15 protein-coding genes are annotated in these 22,613 nt (G+C 66.1%); all 15 read left to right on the forward strand.

Going from position 1 to position 22,613, the window contains the following annotated elements:
* Positions 1-7 precede the first annotated feature (7 nt).
* The 15 genes from eccB (at position 8) to ACQP2D_RS12600 (ending at position 22,538) form a co-directional block, all read left to right on the forward strand.
* Entirely contained in the window at positions 8-1,546 is a 1,539-nt protein-coding gene (gene eccB, locus ACQP2D_RS12530) for a type VII secretion protein EccB (protein WP_433683874.1), read from the forward strand.
* 59 nt (positions 1,547-1,605) lie between these two features.
* Complete coding sequence (eccCa, locus tag ACQP2D_RS12535; protein ID WP_433683875.1) at positions 1,606-5,553, forward strand: type VII secretion protein EccCa; 3,948 nt, start codon at positions 1,606-1,608, stop codon at positions 5,551-5,553.
* Between the two features lie 106 nt (positions 5,554-5,659).
* A complete protein-coding gene (locus ACQP2D_RS12540) occupies positions 5,660-5,977 on the forward strand; it encodes a hypothetical protein (protein WP_433683876.1) in 318 nt (105 codons plus the stop codon).
* Between the two features lie 37 nt (positions 5,978-6,014).
* Positions 6,015-7,367 carry a PPE domain-containing protein gene (locus tag ACQP2D_RS12545; RefSeq protein WP_433683877.1) on the forward strand — a complete coding sequence of 451 codons (1,353 nt, stop codon included), beginning with the start codon at positions 6,015-6,017 and terminating at the stop codon, positions 7,365-7,367.
* Between the two features lie 43 nt (positions 7,368-7,410).
* Positions 7,411-7,749 (forward strand): hypothetical protein, encoded by a 339-nt coding sequence (locus ACQP2D_RS12550; protein WP_433683878.1) that lies wholly within the window; start codon positions 7,411-7,413, stop codon positions 7,747-7,749.
* A gap of 44 nt (positions 7,750-7,793) precedes the next feature.
* Entirely contained in the window at positions 7,794-8,096 is a 303-nt protein-coding gene (locus ACQP2D_RS12555) for a hypothetical protein (RefSeq protein WP_433683879.1), read from the forward strand.
* 83 nt (positions 8,097-8,179) lie between these two features.
* Entirely contained in the window at positions 8,180-9,010 is an 831-nt protein-coding gene (locus ACQP2D_RS12560) for an ESX secretion-associated protein EspG (protein WP_433683880.1), read from the forward strand.
* 245 nt (positions 9,011-9,255) lie between these two features.
* Positions 9,256-10,647: an AAA family ATPase gene (locus tag ACQP2D_RS12565; RefSeq protein ID WP_433683881.1), complete on the forward strand. Its 1,392-nt coding sequence runs from the start codon at positions 9,256-9,258 to the stop codon at positions 10,645-10,647.
* Positions 10,644-12,182 carry a type VII secretion integral membrane protein EccD gene (eccD, locus tag ACQP2D_RS12570; RefSeq protein ID WP_433683882.1) on the forward strand — a complete coding sequence of 513 codons (1,539 nt, stop codon included), beginning with the start codon at positions 10,644-10,646 and terminating at the stop codon, positions 12,180-12,182. The genes ACQP2D_RS12565 and eccD overlap by 4 nt, the downstream gene beginning before the upstream one ends.
* Positions 12,182-13,543: a type VII secretion-associated serine protease mycosin gene (mycP, locus tag ACQP2D_RS12575; protein ID WP_433683883.1), complete on the forward strand. Its 1,362-nt coding sequence runs from the start codon at positions 12,182-12,184 to the stop codon at positions 13,541-13,543. The genes eccD and mycP overlap by 1 nt, the downstream gene beginning before the upstream one ends.
* A complete protein-coding gene (eccE, locus tag ACQP2D_RS12580; protein ID WP_433683884.1) occupies positions 13,540-15,264 on the forward strand; it encodes a type VII secretion protein EccE in 1,725 nt (574 codons plus the stop codon). Before mycP ends, eccE begins: the two co-directional genes overlap by 4 nt.
* An 11-nt stretch (positions 15,265-15,275) precedes the next feature.
* Positions 15,276-15,617 carry a helix-turn-helix domain-containing protein gene (locus ACQP2D_RS12585; protein WP_364357195.1) on the forward strand — a complete coding sequence of 114 codons (342 nt, stop codon included), beginning with the start codon at positions 15,276-15,278 and terminating at the stop codon, positions 15,615-15,617.
* Positions 15,618-15,688: 71 nt separating this feature from the next.
* A complete protein-coding gene (locus tag ACQP2D_RS12590; protein ID WP_433683885.1) occupies positions 15,689-16,726 on the forward strand; it encodes a discoidin domain-containing protein in 1,038 nt (345 codons plus the stop codon).
* Positions 16,723-17,475: a hypothetical protein gene (locus ACQP2D_RS12595; RefSeq protein WP_433683886.1), complete on the forward strand. Its 753-nt coding sequence runs from the start codon at positions 16,723-16,725 to the stop codon at positions 17,473-17,475. Before ACQP2D_RS12590 ends, ACQP2D_RS12595 begins: the two co-directional genes overlap by 4 nt.
* Positions 17,476-17,633: 158 nt before the next feature.
* Entirely contained in the window at positions 17,634-22,538 is a 4,905-nt protein-coding gene (locus ACQP2D_RS12600) for an NAD-glutamate dehydrogenase (RefSeq protein ID WP_433683887.1), read from the forward strand.
* Positions 22,539-22,613: the final 75 nt, after the last annotated feature.

The raw sequence follows: 22,613 nt of genomic DNA on the forward strand, positions 1-22,613 counted from the left end.
CCGGGTGGTGACCAAACACCAGATATCCGGCTGGCGATTTCTCCTGCGCCGCATCGAACATGCCCTGGTGCGGCGCGATGCCTCGATGGTCGACGACCCGCAGCGCGGGCGATCCACGGCATTGTCGATCGGCATCGCACTGGCCTGTGTGATGATCGCAGGCTCGGCTGTGCTGGCGTTCTTCAAGCCCGCCAAACAGGTCGGCAACTCGAATATCGTCTCGGAGAAGGACAGTGGCGCACTATTCGTGCGCCTCAACAACCGGTTGTATCCGGCACTGAATCTGACTTCGGCCCGCCTGATCCTCGGTTCCGCCGAGAATCCGGTGCCGGTCTCCCGCGACGTGCTGGCGAAGTATCCGCGCGGACCGTGGGTCGGTATCCCCGGGGCGCCGGGCACCATCGTCGACAGCGGTACTCGGGATTCGTCGTGGGCGGTCTGCGATACCGCTTTCATCGGTTCGGCCGCGCCGGTGAACCAGTCGACCGGGCTGCCGACCACGGCATCTTCCGCGGTTCGTACCACCGCGATCGGCGGCTCGCTCACCGTCGACGGCGACACCATCCGTCAGCTCGGTGCCGACGAGGCCCGATTGGTGCGCAACGGTAGGGACACCTGGTTGCTGTACAACGACGGGGAGAAGGGCGTGGTCCGCGCGGCGATCAGCCTCGCTGATTCCGCGGTGACGTTGGCGCTGGGCATCGACCCGACCGCGCCGGTGCCCAATGCGTCCAGCGGACTCATCGATGCGACACCGGAGGTGCCGCCGGTGCGGGTGCCGGATGTGCCGGGCGCGGGCGGTTCGACCACCTTGAGTTCGGGACTGTCGGTCACCGTCGGTTCGGTGTTGAGTATGTCGACACCGGATCGCGGTGCCTCGTACTATCTGGTGTCCCAATCGGGCTTGGTCCAGGTCAGCGCGGTATTGGCGGCGATTGTCCGCAATGCCGACTCTTACGGTATGCCCGCGACCACGGCGGTCGGGCCGGATCTCATCACGGCCAATATGCGGCCCGGGGCCTGGCCGGGGACAGCCGACTATCCGACTCGTCCGGTCAAGATCGTCGATGCCAACCGTTTCGGGGTGAGTTGCTACCACTGGTCACGCGACAACGGTGATCCGAATGCGCGTACCGAACTGCTGGTCGGCCGGCAGCTGCCGTTGACGACCGGGGACCAGGTTCGCGTCGTCGACCTGGTGACCGCGCCGAGTTCGGGTGGCGCCACCGCGGATTCGGCCTATCTGCCCGGCAGCAGCGGCCGTTTCGTGCAGGTCACCGGAGCCGATCCCACCTCACCCCTGCGCGAATCGCTGTACTGGATCTCCGACAGCGGGGTGCGCTACGGCATCGATGCGAGCATCGGCGACAGCGGTAACCAGACCCTGACCGCACTGGGACTGCGTAGCCCGGTGCCCGCGCCGTGGAGCATTGTCTCGTTGTTCGCGGTCGGCCCGGTGCTGTCGCAGAGGGATGCCCGCGTCCAGCACGACGGAATTCCCACCGACAAATCGGCCACCGGTCTGAAGACCGGCGGTACGTCATGACGACAACGCGTCGATTCGTGCGCCCGGCGCGCGCTGTCCGTGGTCCCAAGGCGCCGGCGGTGACCGAACTGCGGTTGCAGCCGCCGACCGAACTGCCAAAACCGGTGCCGCCGTCCAGAATCAAAATGATCATGCCCGTGGTGATGGTCGCGGGTATGGGCGGAATGATGGTGATGATGTTCCGCGGCGGCGGGCAGATGTCACCGATGATGATGATGTTCCCGGTCATGATGCTGGTGTCGATGTTCGGCATGATGGGCGGATCGATGGCCGGCGGTGGCGGCAGCAATGCGGCCTCGCTCAATGAGGAGCGCAAGGACTATCTGCGCTCGATCGCCGATAACCGCAAGACCGTCCATGCGGCGGAATCGGAGCTCTTCGCCTTCCTGCGCTACACCCATCCCGGCCCGGCGGAGGTCTCCCGGCTGGTCGGCGGCACCCGGATGTGGGAGGTGCAGGTCGCGAGTCCGCAGTTCCTGCGCGTGCGGGTGGGCCGGGGCCGGATCGCCAACCAGGTGCGCGTGATCGTGCCGGAGGCGGCGCCCACCGCGGATCTGGACCCGGTCGGCGTTGTCGAGGTCACCCGGTTCGCCAAGGCCTATTCGACCGTCGGGGGTATGCCGGTCGCGATCAATCTGCTGTCCGCGCCACAGGTCGGATTCGACGGTGACGCGGACGCGGTGGCGGCGCTCGTCCGCGCGATGATCGCCGAGGTCGCGGTCCTGCACGGACCCGATCAGGTGGCCATCGCCGCGGTGCTGTCGGATCCGGACGGACCGGAGTGGTCCTGGCTGAAGTGGTTGCCGCACACGCAGCATCCCAGTGAGACCGATGCGATCGGATCGAGCCGGATGGTGTACCGGTCCGTAGCGGAATTGCGCACGAAGGTGCTCGCCGGTCTGAATCGCGGCCCGTTCTCCGCCAACTCGCAGCCCACCCTCGACCGGACCCACTACATCCTGATCGTGGATGTGGGCGGGGCCGCCAATGAGCGCGATATCTCCGGTGTCGACGGCTGCACCTGGCTGCGGCTCGGCGCGGCCGAACAGACGCTGCCGCGGGCACTGAAATTCACCGTGAGCGAGAACCGGGACCTGCACGAGGTCACCGCGCGTGGGCCGCGCCGGGTCGGCACGTCCGATGCCATGTCGGTGCCCGCGACAACCGCGTTGGCGCGCAACCTCTCTCCGCACCGTCTGTCGACCGTGGTGGAGGCGGTGGCCGCCGAGCAGGCCAGCGGCGGTACCTCCTGGGAGGAAATGGTCGACATTTCCGATCCGGGCAATATCGCGGTCGATCTGCACTGGCCGAATCGCCGCGACAGCGACCGCGCCAGGCTCAACATTCCATTCGGCCACGATCCGACCAGCCAACTTGTCTTCCTCGACATCAAGGAATCGGCCGAGGAGGGCATGGGCCCGCACGGTATGTGCATCGGCGCCACCGGTTCCGGAAAATCGGAATTCCTTCGCACACTGGTGCTTTCGGCGGTCGCGACGCATTCGCCGGATGTGCTGAACCTGCTGCTCGTCGACTTCAAGGGTGGTGCGACCTTCCTCGGCTTCGACCGGCTGCACCACGTCACCGCCGTGGTCACCAATATGGAAGAGGAAGCCGATCTCGTCACCCGTATGGAGGACGTGATCAATGGCGAAATGGCCAGGCGGCAGCGGATTCTGCGCGATGCGGGCAACTTCGCCAGCGTCGCCGATTACGAGCGGGCCCGCGAACAGGGCGCCCAATTGCCCCCGCTGCCCACCCTGCTGATCATCCTGGACGAATTCGCCGAACTCCTCGAACAGCATCCGAATTTCTCCAAGCTGTTCGTGGCCATCGGTCGACTCGGCCGGTCGCTGCGCATCCACTTGCTGCTCGCCTCGCAGAAGGTGCCCGCCAATCGGATGGGTGAGCTCGAGGCGCATTTGTCGTATCGAATCGCGTTGCGTACCAACCAGACCGCCGATTCCCGCGATGCCATCGGTACGGCCGATGCCTATCACCTACCGAAAAAGCCGGGCGCGGGCTATCTGCGGGTCGGTTCGGGTGATCTGCAGCGGTTCCAGGCCGCGTACGTGGGTTCCGGCTACACCGCGCCAGCCCAGGCCGCCACGGCCAGCGCCCAGCGCGCGCGGCGGATCGGCGGCGGCTACCGGCCGCCGCAGCAGTTCACCGCCACACAGATCATCAATGTCCGGTCGGAGCCGGTAGTCGCACCCGATCCGATCGCGCCCGAGGTGGACCCGGAAGGCGAACCCGTCACCCTGATGGAGACGGTGTTGCAGCAATTGGCCGGTCACGGCCGTCCCGCGCACAAGATGTGGTTGCCGCCGCTCGGCGTGCCACCCACGCTGGATCGGTTGGTCCGCTCGGTCACCCCCGGCGCACTGCAGATGGCGATGGCTATCATCGACAAGCCGCGTCAGCAGCGTCAGGACGTGTGGACAGTGGATCTGTCCGGCGCAGGCGGGCATGTGGCCATCGTCGGCGGCCCACAGTCGGGCAAGTCGACCGCATTGCAGACCCTGGTGATGTCGGCCGCGCTGACCCACACCCCGGAACAGGTGCAGTTCTACTGCCTCGACTTCTCCGGCGGCCTGACGTCACTGCGTAATGTGCCGCATGTCGGATCGGTCGCCTCGGCGCGCGACGGTGACCGTATCCGGCGCACCTTCGCACTGATCACCAATCTTGTCGCGAGTCGGCAGGCCTTGTTCTCCCAGCTCGGTATCGACTCGATGCGCGAATTCCGGCGTCGGCGCGGGGTGCCGCGGGAATCGGCGGAGCTCACCGCCTACGGCGATGCGCACGGCGACGTGTTCTTCGTCGTTGACGGATGGGATATCGGCTTTTCCGTCAATGGGCCCTACTTCGACGAATATGTGCCGGTCATGGAGTCGATCGCACTGCAGGGTCTGAACTACGGAGTGCATCTGGTGATCAGCAGTTCGCGCTGGGCCGCCATCCGACCGAACATCAAGGATCTGCTGCAGACGCGACTCGAGATGCGTCTCGGTGACCTCACCGACACCGTCTTCTCGCAACATCGCGGGGTGGTCTCGGCGATTCCGGCGGATCGTCCCGGTCGCTGCCTTTCCAACGATGGGCTGCATATGCTCACCGCGCTGCCGCGCATCGACGGTGTCGGCGATGCCGAGTCGACGGCCGCCGGTGTGGCGGGCGCGGTCGACGAACTCACCCGCCGGTACCAGGGACGCCGCGCACCGGAGGTGAAACTGCTGCCGGATCGGATCACCCTGGCCGAGATCCGCGCGAATCGGCCGGAGCCGACCACTCTGGCACAGCGGCTGGTTGTGCCGTTCGGTGTGCGGGAATCCGACCTGCGACCGGCCGCCATCGATTTCGGCGTCTCGACGCATATGGTCGTGCTGGGCTCGTCGGGCTGTGGCAAATCGACGGTGATCGCGGCGTTGCTGGAATCGATTCGGACGCAATTCACCAAGGACCAGGCCCGGGTACTGCTGGTGGACTACCGCCGCCAGCACATGGAGGCAATTCCGGATGAACAGCTGGTCGGGTATCTGACCAGCGAGCGCGATCTGAAGGATGGGCTGCCTGCCTTCGCCGCGAGGATGCGCGAACGCCGCCCACCTGATGGGGTCACCCCGCAGCAACTGCGCGAACGCTCATGGTGGAGTGGTCCGGAGATCTTCGTGGTCGTCGACGATTACCACATGGTGGCACCACGCGGTTCGATCAATCCGTTGGACGCGCTGCGAGACCTCATCGTCGACGGTCGCGATACCGGTTTCCATCTCATCGCGGCGCGCCATATCGCTCAGTCCGATATGGCGCTGTACGACAATGTGCTCGGACAGGTCAAGAACCTCAACTGCTCCGGCCTGATCATGGATGGTTCAAAGTTGGACGGCATGCTCATCGGTGACGTGAAGCCGAGCAAGCAGCCGGTCGGCCGCGGGATCTTCGTCGAGCCGCTGCACTCCCGTAAGGATCTCGTTCAGGCCGCGTGGACCCCACAGCCGGAATGATCCTGGTCAGGGCAATTTCCGTACGACATTCCCAGAGTTGGGAATGCCTTAGCGTTCTTGGTGTATCGACTCGCGAAGAGTCGGCACCTCTCGTTAGGAGACTTCCATGAACCTCGACATTGTTCCGGATCATCTCCCGGTTATCGCCGCACAGCTCGGAATCAGTGCGGCCGACCTCATGCAGATGCTCGGTTCGGTCGCGTCGGTCTCGATCCCGATGCCGCCCGGGTTGGATGACGTGAGCTCATGCATTCCGGAAGCATTCGGCAGCCAGGCCGCGCGGGTATTGCCGTGCACCGCAAACGGAGTCGCGCAAGGAGTCAATCATACGGAAAAGCTACCTGAGGTGGCTGCCTCTTTCTCGGTTACGGATCTGGGTGGCGGTGCCCAGGTTCTCAGTAGTGCTGTGATAGTCGGCAAGTAGTCGAGGGCAGCCCGAGCGAAAGCATGATGATATGCTCGTGCCTTTTTTCATCGCGCAGACGCCCGAGGAGATAATCGGGCGGCTGCTCGGCGGCCCCGGGATCTCGGGGACGCTGGTGACATCGGCTGCCTATCAGGAGATGTCGATACAGTTGAATGCGGCTGCCGCGGCCACCGAGGGCTCGATGACCGAGTTGAGCGGAACGTGGCATGGGCTCTCGGCCGAACAGGCGCAGTCGGTGTTTCGCAACCATGCGGATTGGCTGCGTTTGCAGGCCGCGGTGGCGACGCAAACCGCCCTGTTGGCCGATGAGGTAGCGGTCATTTATACCGGAGCCCAGTCCGCCATGGAGGGCGTGGCCGTATGGCTGGCCGAGTTCCGGTTGAAGGAAGCCGCGCTGGCCGCTTCGACGGCCATGGGCGCGCCGACCGGTCCGGTGCTCCTTGCACAAGAGTTGGAGTATTTCGCGATCAAGGTGGCCGCCACCGGCGTTATGGTCGCTTACGCCGGGGCGTTGCTGCCTACGCTCGCGGCACTGCCGCCACCGATCGAACCGCCCCCCATCGTGACCGTCGGCGATCCGGGCATGCAGATGGATTACGCACCTTACGACAACCCGACGACCTACGGCGGGACCGACCACACCAGTACCGGAACAACCCAGACGACGCCCAACGGCTCGGACACCGGCAATACGAACACCGGCAATACGAACACCGGTGGCGACAATCAGACTGGTGGATCCGATAACGGGGGCACGGGTGGCAACGATACGCCGACCGATCCCACACCGACGGATCCGACAAACTCGGCAACGCCCACCGATCCCGACCAGCTGGCGCCACAGGCGGATCCCGGTGCGCTGAGCGGTGATTCGGGTGTGAACGGCCTCGACTACGGTTCGGCGGACCAGATGGAACTCGTTGGCACGTCGCAGTATTCGACGACGCTCGCGGGATTGAACGGCGGGGTCGGCAGCCTCGTCGCGCTCAATATGTTGCGCGGCGGCGTCGGATCGATGCCGGGCGCTTCGACCGGATTCCGGATGCCTCCCAACTGGAATCCGATGGCGAGTCGGGCCTTCGGTGCCTTGCCGCAGCAGACGGGAACAGGTCCGATCGGGCCGCGCCAGGGCCCCCCGCGCGGTGCGGTGGCGCCGAAGTCTCGTATGCGGCGGCGTCGCGACGACGAGAAGAAGCCGTCGAAGGTATTCGTACCGGGCGAACCTCAGGAAATTCCGGTGCTCGAGCAGGCTCCCGTTGTCGGAGTTATCGAGTACGCGGATGGTAATGGCCGCGACGAGCCCGTGCTCGAACCGGTCTTGGCGGTCGGCGTCATCGAGCGAATCGAAGACGAAGCAGTGCTCGCCTCGGCAGAACGTCCCCGGTGAAGCGCACCGAGGCCGAATATCCAATTGATGGAGAGGAATAACCATGGCCATTACGGACGTCGATCCGGATCTGGTCCGGAAGACCGCGGACAACACATACGTCGGTATGGGTGAGCTCGAAACGAGTCTCGGGAAGTTGCAGTTGGCCCAGATGGAGTTGCACAGCGCAGTCAAGGGGAATGTCGGTGATGCGATCTCCCACACGATGACCGAGGCAGGCCAAACGGGGAAGAATCTTGCCAGGGATTTGCAAAAGATCATCGATGTGATGAAGGCGAATAGCATCTCTTTCGATCAGAGTGATTTGGACGAAGCTCAAAAGGTTATGGCCCAGCTTGGTGGTGACGGAAACAACTCCACGCTCAACCTGAACTTCTCCTGAGATTTCGTAAGACCGCTTAATCGAAACCAGAAAGGATTAGCCCGATGACCAAACCTATTCACCTCGATCATGTCACTGCGGCGACCGCCATTTCCGATGTCAAGAGCACTGTCGCCAAGATGATGGAGAACACCCAGCGATTGCATGGGATTCAGAAGGGGTTGGAAGCCGTATTGCTGGGCTGCATGGGTGATGCGTACCACGAATTGATGAACAGTTTCAACAGGGACCTGGATGCCTACGACACGCAGGTCCAGAAGTTGAACAATGCTATCGAGGGCGCCACCACGGAGATCCTGCACACCGATAACCGGGCGGCAAATAATCTCCGGGGCGCCAGGTCGTAACTATCGCGCCGTATCCTCTCGTGCCGTCGCATGTTTTGCGTCGCGCACGGGGTGTTTCCGATGACTCGACATTCGGTGAAGGTGTGGAAGACGATCCGATCGCAATCGACCTGAATGTCGATGCCGCCCTGCTGCTCCAGCAGCTGGTCGGCATCGACTCCTATCCGCCGGTATTGGCGCTGCTGCCGAATATCTATCGGCCCGAGGACCGGGACCGGGTAGACGCCGTCGTCGGCGCACAGCTCACCGAGGTGGGCGTGCTCGAGGACGGACGCGTGCACCCGGTCGTCGAGCAATGGCTGCGGTGTCTGTATCGGCCGGATGTGGAATTGGTTGCCCGGATCCTGGATGCCGGCTCGGATGACGAACCGCAGTCAATGCTGCGGTTGTCGCTGGTGCGCGCGGGCGAGACGCATGTGCTCGCGGTGCGTTCCGACGACCATGTCGTCATCCAGTCGGTATTCCTGGCGGATCGCCAGCTCGGCACGCTGACCGCGGCGATCGCCGCCGCGCTCGGCCCGCTGCCCGCTGTGCGGTTCGAGCCGATGACGGCGACCGCCGAAGAATTCGGCGAAGTGCCCGACGACCAGGACGAACGGCGGCGCGCCCTGGTGGAACTCGGTGCCGAACCACACACCGCCGGAGTGCTGAGCCGGGTGATGGACGAGGTAATACGGCGGGCGGAGGTGGTGGTGATCGAGCACCACGACGGCCGCGAGGCACAGCCCGAGTTCTGCATGAGCGTGCTGGACACCCCTTCGGGGCGGATCATCGTGACTCCGAGCGTTGCGATGGACGGGCAGCTGTGGTCGACATACGCACCCGGCGACGACGCAGCACTGCATGTGGGCATAGGGGCACTGGTCGATCTGTTACCCAGCCGCAGCTGGTTCGAAACCAGCCGCGCCGACTGAATTCTGCCGCCAGTGTTTTCGAGAGGATGAGCGAAGTGAACCGAGCACCGAGTATGAACGGTCATTCGACCGAGTCCGTCCGGGCTCGAGGCGGATACGATGCCTTCTTCTCACCCGTTCCCGAACAGGGCGGTCCCCCGGCCGCGGACGGATCGGCTCCCACGGGCTCGGGCGCGGCCGGTGCATCTGCCACAACCGGACATTCCGTTGGGGCTGATCGTGTTCCGGGCGGTACGGTTCCGCCCGTGCCGCATTTCGATGGTGGCGAGCCCGTGATCGGAGCCCCACCGCACCCGAGCCAGACCGCCGCGCCGGAAGGTGCCGATGCACCTGTATCCGGTGCGCAACCGCCGCGGGTGAACACCGCCGACGCGCCCGTCGTCGGTCCACCGCCGGTGCAGAGTCCACCGCCCAGCGGCGCGCCGCAGGCCAGCGTTGAACCGCCTCGCGCCGCGACCCCGCCGCCATCGGCGCAACCGTATCCGGCCCAGGCCGCGACAGCCGAAACATCCAGTGTGGCATGGCAATCCACCCAGACCTCGGCCCAAACCGCCGACGCGCCATGGCAATCCGCGGCGCCCGCCGAACCCCAGAGAGCAGCGGATCAATCCGCGTCGTGGTTACCCGACCGCATCCAACACGCGTCACACGACCCGTCCGAGCGGGTGGAGGTGCTGCCCGCGCTGACATCGGCGGATCTGCTCTCCGATATCGCGGCCGTCCGGCGTGCCCAGCTGAAGTCCACCAGCGGGGTGCGTGGCGCACTGAACAAGGTCGGTTTCAATCTGGGTCTGTCACCGGCCGAACAACGCAAACAAGACCGGCGCGGCCGGATTCGCCGACCGCTCACCGCCCCCTATCAGATCGCGGTGATCAGTGTGAAGGGCGGTGTCGGCCGGACGACTCTCGCGGCGACACTCGGTTCGACCTTCGCGCATCTGCGCCCCGACCGGGTGGTGGCCGTCGACGCGAATCCGGACTTCGGCGATCTGCCCACCCGCACGAGCCCGCATCCGTACGGCTTGACCCTGCGTGATCTGGTGCGCTCATCGAATCTCGAGGCCTTTTCCGCAGTGCATTCGTTCACCTCGATCAATGACGCCGATCTCGCGGTCATCGCGTCGCCGTGGAATACCGAAGCCACCGAGGCGCTTTCGGGCCGGGAGTACTCGGTGGCGGTCGATATCTTGCGCAGGCACTACAACCTGGTGCTGGTGGATTGCGGAACGGGCGTGCTGGATTCGGCGACGAGCACCGTACTGCAGACCAGCGATGCGGTCGTGGTGGCCACCCCGGCCACGGTCGGCGGTGTCAAGGGTGCGGTCGCCACCCTCAACTGGCTGAACTCGCACGGCATGCAGCATTTGATCGCCAAGTCGATCGTCGCGATCATGCACCACCATCCAACCAAGCCGACCGTCGAGGTCGACCAGATCGAGAAGCTGTTCGCGACGGCGCAGCGACCGACGGCCGTGGTTCCCTACGACCCGCACCTGGCCGAGGGCGGGCCTATCGATCTGCGATTGCTCGATTCCGAAACCCTGCTCGCCTTCGAGGAACTGGCCGCGGAACTGGCCGACGGCTTCGACGGCTACCAGGCCCAGCGTCCTTCCCAGGACCGCGGAGAGTGGCGATGAGTACTGCCGTCGCGCCGCCGCCAGCGGCGCCCTCGCCGTCGGCGCCGCAGCCTTCCGCAGAGGTCGCGCGCGCCCGGATCGCGGTCATGGTCGCGTCCTACCAGGTGGACGTGGTCGTGCCGACCAAGTTCACGATCGAGACCTTCATCGATGACCTGCTCGGCGTGCTGGCTCGCGCCATCGGTGACGACACCGTCGACTTCACGCCGCCGAGCGGGCAATGGAGCCTGGGCCGTCCCGGCGAACCGCCGATCCCGCGCTGGCGCAGCCTCGCCGATCACGATGTCGTCGACGGCACCGTGCTCATGCTGTCGCCGGTCGAATCGGCGGAGGTGTTCACACCGGTCGTCGAGGACATCACCGATGCGCTCGCCATGATCAATGAGCGCGAATTCGGCGAATTCAACGCCGAGACCGCGGCGATCGTCGGTCTGAGTGCGCTCGGCGTCGGCTCGGCCGCCATGGCGGGCCTGCTGTCGTGGTCGTGGACCGAGAGCGGTTCGATCCTGTGGTGTGGGCTGCCCGCCCTGTTGCTCGGCGCGATCTGCTGGGGCGCCGCGCTGGTCTCCGGTCGGCGTCGGACCGCACCGCGGATCTGTCTCGGGCTGTCCCTGGCCGCGCTTCCACTGCTGTTCGTAGGTGGCGCGATGCTGGTGCCACCGGCCTATGGCGAGCCGGGTGCCTTCGCCGCGGCGAATGTGGCCGCGGGTGCGGTGGTGGCCGCCATTGCCGCGGCGACCATGCTGCGCTTGACCCGACTCGGCATCGCCACCTTGATGGCCGTGACAGTGCTCGGCGTCGTTGTTACCGCCACGGTGTTGCCGGTGACCTACCTCGATATTTCGGTGCGGCAGGTGACCGGTGGCGCCGTATTCATCGGACTGGTATTGCTCACCTCCGCGCCGCGGTTGGCCGTGGTGGCGGCCCGGATACGCCCGCCCGACCTCCCGGACCCCGGCACCGATGTGGCCCCGACGAGCCTGACCGACATCTTCGACGCCGAGGCCGCCAGGGAGGCGGAGCCGGAGCAGGATGATGCCGAACTGCGCCGCGAACAGCTCGGCCACGGTATCGAGGGCCGCGCGCGACTGGCGGTGACGAGTCTGCGTGGATTGATCGCGGCGGTATCGGTGCTGCTGTCGGTGTCGGCCGTGCTGTCGGCCGTAGTCAGTCCGGGCGGTATCCGGGAGATCGTCATGGCCGCGGCCATCGCAGGTCTGATGGCCATGCGGGCGCGCTGGTACCCGGATCTGGTGCAGGCCATCGCTCTGCTCACCGCTGCCGCTGTCACGGTGGTCGGCGTCGGATTCGTGCTGGTCGGGGCCTATGACACGGCGTTCGCTCGCTTGGTCGTCGCGTTGGTGGTCGCGCTGGCAGGTGTCGCCGGCTGCGTCGCGGCGATCCGGTTGCCGGGACGGCGGCTCTCGCCGGTCACCCGCCGGGTCATCGACCTCGTCGAATACGCGCTGATCCTGATCGTTCCCGTCATCGCGTTCTGGATCATGGGCATCTACACGGCGATGCGAGCGATCTGATGCGGATCGGCAGGGCCGCGGCCGTCGGGTTGGCCGCGGTGGCGCTGGCCATCGCCGCCGCGCCCGCGAGTGCACTGGAACCGCCGCAGGTGGTGGTCGGTATGCCGCCCGCGGATGGTCCGCCCGGACCGGAAGCTCCGACCAAACAGGACAAGGGCTGCCTGGCCGCGGGTGTACTGCCGGACAGTGATCTGTCTCAGGCACCGCCACCGGAGCGGGCGCTCGAGCTGCCGCGCGCGCGGGCGTTGAGCCGGGGCGGGGGTGTCACCGTCGCGGTGATCGATACCGGAGTGTCTCCCGGTGCGCGGCTGCCCAACCTGGTCGGCGGCGGCGACTATGTCGCGATCGGTGGTGACGGCTTATCGGACTGTGATGCCCATGGCACGCTGATCGCTGGAATCATCGCGGCGTCGGCGAGTACGAGCGACGGTTTCATCGGTGTAGCCCCCGACGCCCAGCTCATCTCCATTCGAGTCCGCTCGGGTGCGTTCAGTCTGGAGAACCCCAGCAATAACGATGCGACGCAGCGGCTTTCGCTCGAGATCCGCACCCTGGCCCGCGCCATCACCCACGCGGCCAATCTCGGGGCCGGGGTCATCACCGTGGCATTGCCGGTATGCGTGCCCGCGGACTCGCACGTCGATCAGTCGATGCTGTCGGCGGCCATCGGATACGCGGTGCATATTCGTGGTGCGCTCATCGTCGCGGGCGCCGGGAACACCGGCAGCTCGGGCTGTGCTGAACAGAATCCCGCCATCGATCCGGGCCGACCGCTCGATTCCCGCAACTGGAAACAGGTGAAGACGATCTCCGCCCCCGGCTGGTTCGCTCCCGACGTGCTGACCGTCGGCTTTACCACCGCCACGGGTGCGCCGATGGCGGATTCGCTGTCCGGGCCGTGGGTTTCGGTGGCCGCGCCGGGTACCGGTATCGAATCGCTCGGGCCCGGCGGCGGCGGGCTGATCAATGGCGTCGGCTCGCCCGACAAGTTGGTGCCGGTCGGCGGCGCGTCGTTCGCTGCGGCCTATGTCAGCGGTGCCGCGGCGCTGCTGCGTTCGCGCTTTCCGAACGAGACCCCGGGCGAGATCAGCGCGCGGCTACAGGCCAGTGCCCATGCTCCGGCCCGTGGTATCGACAACGCCGTCGGCGCGGGTGTTATCGACCCGCTGGCCGCGCTCAGCTTCCGCAGCCCGCCGCAGGCGCCGGCCGGGCTGTTCCGATCATCGACTCTGGTCATGCCGGATCCGCCGCGCGCGCGAGACCGTCGACCCGCGGTCGTGGCTACGATCATCATCGCGGCGGCCGTGGTATTCGGTCTCGGCGCGAGTTATGCGAACAAGGTGATCGGGAGACGTCGGTGAGCTTTCCGAGCATTCGAGTCGGTGGACTCGAACGCGGACCGGTCGCCACGGTGGTGATCGCCAGCAGCTTCGTGCTGGTCGGTCTCTGGGCGCGGGTCCCGCTGTGGGTCGGGCCCGCGGTGGTGACCGCATTGCTGGTGACGGTGGTTGTGCGGGTCAACGGCCGCACCACCGCGCGCTGGCTGCTGGACTGGGGCGCGTATCGGTTCGGCCGCGCGGCCAGGGCGCGCGAGCGCGCCGAGCGGCTGCCGCTGCGCGATATCGAGGTGGCCGCCGGGGTGTGCGGTGTGCACGAGGCGGGCTCGATGCTGGTCGCGATGATCCAGCTGGCACCTAACCTGGATCTGCCGACGGTCATTTCCGAGAAGAGCCTCTATACCGAGGATGTGGTGCCGGTCGGCGCGCTGCTGCCACTGCGCGATCAGTTCGGCATCACCGTCGATATCGATATCGTTACCACCGGTCAGCGCGTCCGTCCGGCCAGCAGTTACAGCATGCTCTACGACCAGCTCATCGGTTCCCATCCGGTGGTGGGCAGCCGGGTGACCTGGCTGGTCGTGCGTCTGGACCAGGAACGCAATCTGTCCGCGCTGGCCCGGCGCGGGCCGGTCGAGGTGGCGGCGCCCAAGGCACTGGCTTCCGCGGCACACCGCATCGCGGGCCGGCTGCGCGAGCGCGGTATCGCCGCCCATGCGCTGCCCGCGGACGCACTGCGCGACGCTACCCGGCTGCTGCATGCCGGTGTCGAACTGTCCGACCTGAGGGAGAAGTGGGGCCATCTGGAATCCTCGGCGCCGGGCCGGCTGGTGACCAGCTTCCTGATCGACTGGACCCAGCTCGACGACACCGGACTCGATGACTGCTGGTCCTGGAATCGGGGCCGGACCACCGTCGTGGTGAGTCTGGCCGGTGGTGCACTCGGCTCGCGCGGTCTCGTCCGCTGCGTGGGGCCGGCGCCGACCAGCGAGCCGCCCGGATTCCTGCGTCCGCTCGGCGGCCGGCAATCGACGGCGCTGCTCGCGACGCTGCCGAGCGGTACGTCGGTGCACGACCTAGCGGTCGATGAACCCGGCATCGACATCACACCCGACGATCTGCTCGATCTTCCTGTCACCATCGGCCCCAACGGCCAGATCCTCGGCGCGATCAGCGGACAGCCGCGCCACACCCTGGCGCTGCCGCTGTTCGATCCGGCGCGCTACAACCCGCGCAGGCGCACCATCGACGTGCACGCGAATCTGCCGGTGGCACAACAGATCGTGCTGCGTGCGATGGTCGTCGGTGCCGATGTCGAGGTCCATTCGGCCCGCCCGGACCGGTGGTCGCAACTGGTATCGGCGGTCGGCGATCCCAATTCGTTGCGACTGGCCACCGACAGCCGGGAGGACGCGGATTCGGCCGCGACGCCCGCGACCATCGCGGTCTTCGACCAAATGCCACCGAAGGTATCCGCGGCGCATACGACCGTCACCATCAGCGAGCCGGGCACGCCGCGGCGTCGGTCGGTGGATCTGGCGATCAATCAGGTCAGTGCCACCGCGGTCGATGTCAGCATTCCGATGCGGACGGTTCGAGTCGATCTGATCGAGCCACGTGGCGAGACCAGGTACTACGACGACTCGATCGGCCCACCCGCACGCAACGGCAACGGAAATCGGCCCGAGCAGCCGGCAACGGTTCCGCAACCGGGTGAGGCGATGACGGACGAATCGAGACGGTAATGTTTGTCGGTGTGGTAGCGGACCCCCAGTCGGATAGCGGCCAGATTCCCACCCAGGATGGCGAGGATGCGCTGACCCCGAGGCAAGCCGCGGCCTCGATCTTCTCCAGTCGACTATCGGAATTGATCGCGGAGTCGGTGGTTTCGACCGAGGATGGGTCGACCCGCGGATTGACGCTGTACTCGTTGGCACAGCATTTGGAACTGGCATATCCGGATGTCCCGGTTTCCCAATCCGGCCTCTATCGGCTGATCCACGGTGACGCGATTCCGCGGCTCGATTTGATCATCGCGCTGGCCCGGGTATTCGATGTTCCCCCAGAGTATTTCGTCACCGAGGAGAAGCAGCGCTGATGACCGGCTGTTCCCTCCAGCGGGAATAGCCTTCCTCGAGCGCGACGTCCGGCCTGGATACGATCCGGATCATGCCCGCCGAGGACTCTGGGGATGTGATTCTCCGCAATCGAACCGCGGTCTTGGACGCACTGCTGTCCGATCCGTCGTTCGGCGAAGCCGGTGCGGGGACCGACACATCGACACTCAGTGGGCCGTTGACCGGTGGATCGACCGACGCGTTGGATGATCTGCCGACTGCGGTCGGCGGCTTGCCGGCCGAGGTGGTAGCCGCCCGCCGTTCCGCCGACGGGCCGAAGGCCAGTGAGCGGATCATCGCACTGCTGAACGGCCAGACGTCGGATTCCGCACCGGCGCTGGACTTTTCGTCGGATTACTCCGAGGCCGCCAGTCGGACGGCGCCGGCCGAGCCCGCGTCCGGTGGTGGCGGGACGCGTGCATCGTCCACGCGCCGGCCGGAGTTCTCCGAGCGGGTGACCCAGGTCGTCACACACCTGAAGAACCCGAAGGTGGCCCTGGCGGTCTGCGCTGTTATGGCGGTGCTGCTGGTGCTCGCGCTCATGACCACCGGCGGCAAGGACGAGACGAAACGACCGCAGCAACTCGCGGTCGTCACCTCCACCGCGACCGCGTCGGCGAAGCCCGAATCGAGCGCGGTCCCGGTCAGCGGTGGACCCCTGACGGTGAAAGGCGCTCAGTCGCACTGCCCGTCGGGTAGTACGCCGGGGATGGACGCCTTCGCCGGACAGCAGGGTAAGGCCTGGTCGTGCGTGCGCGCCTTCAAGGTAGACGGACAGGTGCTGACCATCGATCTCGGCAAGACCTATCAGGTCGATTCGATCGGCATCGTTCCCGGCTGGGACAGCGTCGGTACCGACGGTTCGGACCAGTGGGCGAAATACCGTACGGTCAGCCGGGTTTCGTATCAGTTCGACGATTCGAACAAGACCACCTACACCCAGCAGACGCTGGATCAGCGCACCCTGGTGGTCACGAAGATGGAGCCGCCGGTGAGTGCCTCGAAAATAACTCTCACGGTCCTGCAATCGAAGGGCGATCAGACGATCAATACCGTCGCCATCTCATCGATTGTGATTACGGGACATTGACCTTCGTCGAACGGGTCTGCCAGTACTGCTCGCACCCGAACGCGGGCACGGAATCCCGGTGCGGCCATTGCGGCGCGCCGCTGCACCGCCTCGCGGCCGCGGCCGGGGCGGCCGCGAGGGCGGGGGAGGGTGTCGTCGGCGACACCGAAAAGGCCGTAGCCGGGGCCGAGAGCGTCATCGCGGGCGCCGAATCCGTCGTGGCCGGTGTGGAAAAGCCCATCGCGACCGGTGTGGAAAAGTTCGTCCAGCGATATCCGCAGCACTGGCAATGGCGCGCCGCCATCGCCGGGATCGTGGCGACCGTGGTCGGCTTCGTCTTCGCGATCGTGCACTCGTGTTCAGCGGCGCCACTGGTTCCTTCGCTGCCCGAGCTCGGTGCCGCGGTTGGTGCCTCCGCGGCCCTGCCGGAAACGGTGCGCGCGGCCGCGTCCTGTCAGCAAATCTCCACCGCAGCCGAGCAATGTGTCATTCTGGCCGGTAATCCGCTACTCGCGGGCGGTATTACCGGCGGTCGGGAACTGTCCCTATCGGTGACGGTGGATTCGCCGGACCGCTTGCCCGCCAACATCGCCCGCTGGCGTGCGGCGGGTGGCACGGTGCTCGCTGATGGACCGGTCTTCGTGGCGATCGGACCGTCGGCAACGGTGTGGTACGCGAATACCGCGTCCGGCGTGCGCATCGAAACGGGGTCGTTCACCGGCCGTACCGGTGCGCAAACCTTCCTATCCCGATCGGGTCTCGCGCGGTGAGCCGTCGGGCCCGATTCGATCTATGACGCTTGACCTGGACCGATTGGCCGAGCCACAGTTGTCACGCATTTAACGTACCGCTATACAACGGCACATTAAACAGGTAACGTATGGGAACCGTACACAACGGTCTCAAAATCTCGGGAAGGCACGGGTCGATGGCGGCACCCACCCAGCAGACGATTTCTTTCAAGCGGTTCCGCGATGATCCGACCGATCTCGAGGCGGCCTACTTCCGGTGGATCCAGCCGGGCGCCACCGCGCCGACGATCACCGATCGGGCCGAACAGATCTTCCGCCACCACCTGGAGTTGGCGGCGACCCGCCTGCCGGGGACGGCGATAACCCGGGTGTATCGCCCCGAGGACGCCAGTGGGCTCGGCCCGGCGATCCAAATCGTCAACGACGATATGCCACTGCTGGTCGATACGGTGACCACCGCGCTGCGCCGGCTCGGCGCCACGGTGACCGAGGTCGTCCACCCGGTCTTCGATATCGCGCGCGACCGCCGCGGTCGACTGCGCGCGATCGCTCCGCGCGATCGCGAGGGCGGACAGGTACCCGACAGCCACACCCTGTCCGAGTCGTGGATCCACGTACAGTTGAGTCCTTCTGTCGGTGCCGCGGAGTTGGACCGGATCAATCGCGAATTGCCGAGCCTGCTGCGGGTGTTGCGCAAGGTCGTCGACGATACGCCGAGCATGGCGAATGCGATGGTCGCGTTGGCCGGTCGGCTCGACCACATCGCGAAGCGGTCCGATGATCCGGAGATTCCGGAATGCGCGAAGTTGTTGCGCTGGTTGGCCGATGGGCATTTCACGGTGCTCGGCTACGGTTACTACCGGTACGGCTCCTCGGCCACGGCGGTCGAGCCGCAGCAGGCCCCCGGCACCGGCCTCGGCGTGCTGTGGAACGGTTCGAATATCGATATCGATGTCCCGGTGCTCGGCGGTGCGCGTCCGGTGCTGCGCCTGGCCAACGGTTCGGTCGATTCACTGATGCCGGGCTCGGGTGAGCTCTACTTCGTCAGTGTGGCCGACTACGGCAGTGGTGGGGCGGCAAAGGCGTTGGGCCCGGCCCAGGGTGAGCACGTATTCGTCGGTTCCTTCACGGTGACCGGCCTGCACGAGAACATTCTCGACATTCCGGTGATCTCCCGCCGGGTGCACCAGGTCATCGAATGGGCCGGGTTCGAACTGAATTCGTTCTCCGGTCAGGCGATGCTGGAGATCCTGCAGTCCTTTCCCCGGGTCGAGCTGTTCTCCACCGACGCCCGGCGGCTGTTCGAAACGGTTTCCGCCGTGACGAATTTGGGACTGCGTCGGCAGGTTCGGCTGTTCATCCGACGCGACGGGCGCAGCGGCGCGGTGTACTGCCTGGTCTATCTGCCGCGCGACCGCTATTCGACCGAGGTCCGGCTGCGCATGGAGGCCATTCTGCGGGCGCAGTTCGACGGGGACCAGGTTACGTATTCGGCGCGCGCGAGCGAATCCGAGTTGGCGGTCGTCTATTTCACCGTGCACCGTGGTCCCGATGCCGATCAGGCCGACGTATCCGAATCCAACCGCGAGCGCATCCAAGAGTTGCTGTTCGCGACCACCCGTACCTGGGCCGACCGCGTGGTCGCCGAGGCCACCGGGGTCAGCGCGGTGACATCGAAGGTCGCCACGGCCTACGCGGCCGCATTCCCGGCGAGCTATCAGCAGGAGTTCGAACCGGCCCGCGCGCTGGCCGATCTGCAACGTCTGGAGAATCTCGCCGACGGGGCCATCGATACCAATCTGTACCGAAATGCCGAATCACCCTCGGGGGACTGGCGATTCACGCTCTACGTCGCAGGGGAGGGAGTATCGCTGAGTCGGGTGCTGCCGGTGTTGCACAGCCTCGGCGTCGAAGTGGTCGACGAGCGGCCCTATCGCGTCGCGCTCGAGGACGGGCAGCAGAAATGGATCTACGACTTCGGGCTGCGGGTGCCCGCGACGCTGCTGCGCACCGCGATCGACGTCGATCTCGAATCCGATCTGACCGCCTCCGCCGACGAGCCTGTCGCCGAAGGCAGTGTGCGCAGGCGCTTCCCGGAGGCCGTCGCGGCCATGTGGTTCGGGCGCGCCGAGGTCGATGGCCTGAACGAACTGGTGCTGCGCGCGGGTCTGCACTGGCGGCAGATCTCGATACTGCGCGCCTACGCGAAGTACCTGCAGCAGGCCGGATTCGCCTACACCCTCGGCAATATCTCCCGGGTCCTGTTGGCGCAGCCTGCGATGGCGCGGTTGTTCACCGAACTCTTCGATGCCTACTTCGATCCCGATGGCGTCGGCGCCGTTGCTTCGGCTCGGGCCGCCGGTATCGCGGAGCGGCTGCAGGCCGAGATCGATGCGGTCGTCAGCCTCGACACCGACCGCATCCTGCGCGCCGTGCTCGGACTGATCACCGCGACGCTGCGCACCAACTACTTCCGGCGCGACGCCGACGGAAATGTGCCGGAATCCCTGTCGTTCAAGTTCGACCCGCATGCCATTGCCGAACTGCCTCGGCCCCGGCCGCAATTCGAGATCTTCGTGTACTCGCCGCGGGTCGAGGGTGTACATCTGCGCTTCGGTCCGGTGGCGCGCGGCGGGTTGCGCTGGTCGGACCGGTTGGAGGATTTCCGCACCGAGATCCTCGGCCTGGTGAAGGCGCAGGCAGTGAAGAATGCGGTCATCGTGCCGGTCGGCGCCAAGGGCGGATTCGTAGTCAAGCAGCCGCCGACGGCGACCGGTGATCCGACCGCGGACCGGCAGGCACAGTTGACCGAGGGCATCGCCTGCTACCGCACGTTCATCTCCGGACTGCTGGATGTGACCGACAATGTCGACCACGCCTCCGGCGAAGTGCTGCCGCCGGAGCGGGTGGTACGCCGCGACGGTGATGACACCTACCTGGTGGTCGCGGCCGACAAGGGCACCGCCACTTTCTCCGATATCGCCAATGATGTTGCGCGCCAATATGGTTTCTGGCTGGGTGACGCCTTTGCCTCGGGTGGTTCGGTCGGCTACGACCACAAGGCGATGGGCATTACCGCCAAGGGTGCGTGGGAGAGCGTCAAACGGCATTTCGCCGAGATGGATATCGACACGCAGACAACCGATTTCACTGTGGCCGGCGTCGGCGATATGAGCGGCGACGTCTTCGGTAACGGAATGCTGCTGTCCGAGCACATCCGCCTGGTGGCCGCGTTCGACCATCGGCATATCTTCCTGGACCCTAATCCCGACGCGGCGATATCGTTCCGGGAGCGGCAGCGGATGTTCGCACTGCCGCGCTCGTCGTGGGCCGACTACGACAAGTCGCTGATCAGCACGGGCGGCGGCGTCTATGACCGGTCCGCCAAGGCGGTGCCGGTCAGCCCCCAGGTGCGTGCCGCACTGGATCTGGATCCGAGCGTGACCACGCTGTCTCCGCCAGAAATGATCCGCGCGATTCTGCTCGCCCCGGTGGATCTGTTCTGGAACGGCGGCATCGGCACCTACATCAAGGCTTCCACCGAGTCGAATGTCGACGCCGGCGACAAATCCAATGATGCGGTGCGCGTGGATGCGAACCAGTTGCGCGCCAAGGTGATCGGCGAGGGCGGCAACCTCGGTGCCACCGCACTCGGCCGCATCGAATACTGCGCGAACGGCGGCCGGATGAACACCGATGCGCTCGACAATTCGGCGGGCGTCGACTGCTCCGACCACGAGGTCAATATCAAGGTGCTGCTCGATGCGGTTATCTCCGGCGGCGAGCTTGCCGCGGGCGACCGCACCGAACTGCTGGCCGCGATGACCGACGAGGTCGCCGAACTCGTACTGCGCGACAATATTTCGCAGAACTTCCGAATGGGCCTCTCGCGCGCCCAATCGGTTCCCTTGTCCGGCGTGCATCGCAGGCTGATCGCCGACCTCGAATTCCGCCGGGGCGTGGACCGGCGGCTCGAGGCACTGCCCTCGGATGCCGAGCTGAAAAAGCGGACGGCCGAAGGGCGCGGGCTCACCTCGCCGGAACTGGCGAATCTGCTCGCGCACGTGAAGCTTTCGCTCAAGGACGATTTGCTGGCCGGGGATCTGCCGGATAATGCGGCCTTCGAGTCGGTGCTTCGGTCGTACTTCCCGAAGCCGCTGCGGGATCGGTTCGCCGACGCGATCGGCAGGCATCCGCTGCGCCGCCAGATTGTGGCCACCATGGTGGTCAACGATGTGGTAGACCACGGCGGCATCACCTACGCGTTCCGCCTGGCCGAGGAGGCGGGCGCGAGTACCGAAGACGCGGTGCGCGCCTTTACCGTCGCCACCGAGGTGTTCGATCTGCACACGCTCTGGCAGCGCATCCGGACGACTCCGATGCCGACGGCCGCGCGCGACACGCTCGAGCGGGAGACCAGGCGCACCCTCGATCGGGTATCCCGCTGGCTGCTGACCAGCCGTCCACAGCCGATTGCCATCGGCGCCGATATCGCCCGCTACCGCGATGGTGTGCGCAAGCTGGCGGAACAAATGCTGCCCGCTCGGCTGCCCGCGGCTCATGCCGAGGATCTGGCGACGCATGCGCGCGCCGCCGTCGAACAGGGTGCGCCAGCGGAATTGGCCGAGCACGTGTTCCGCCTCATCCATCTGTTTCCGCTGTTGGACATCATCGACGTGGCCGATATCGCCGACCGGGATGCGGAGGAGGTCGCGGTGCTCTACTACGCGCTCGACGAACACTTCCACATCGAGCGGCTGCTGACCGCGGTGAGCAATCTCGCGCGCGACGACAGGTGGCGCACGCTGGCCCGGCTCGCGCTCCGCGACGATCTCTACGATTCGCTGCGCTCGCTGACCTTGGACGTGCTGACCGGATCCGAACCGCACGAGGATGCCGCGGCCAAGATCGCCGACTGGGAGTCGGTCAACCGCTCGCGCCTGGCGCGCGCCGATGCGTCGCTCGGCGAGATCTTCGCCGCGGGCACGCACGACCTGGCCACCCTGTCGGTGGCCGCGCGACAGGTGCGCAGCATGGTCAGCAGCGGGGAATCCGCTGCGACGGCGGCCGTTTCGAGCTGAACCTCGGCTCGGATGCCCGGGATCCGGCCCACTGCTGGATCCCGGCATGGTTCCCCGTCGTCCCCGCGAATACCG

The organism is Nocardia sp. CA-119907 (assembly GCF_050955995.1).
Classification (GTDB): Bacteria; Actinomycetota; Actinomycetes; order Mycobacteriales; family Mycobacteriaceae; genus Nocardia.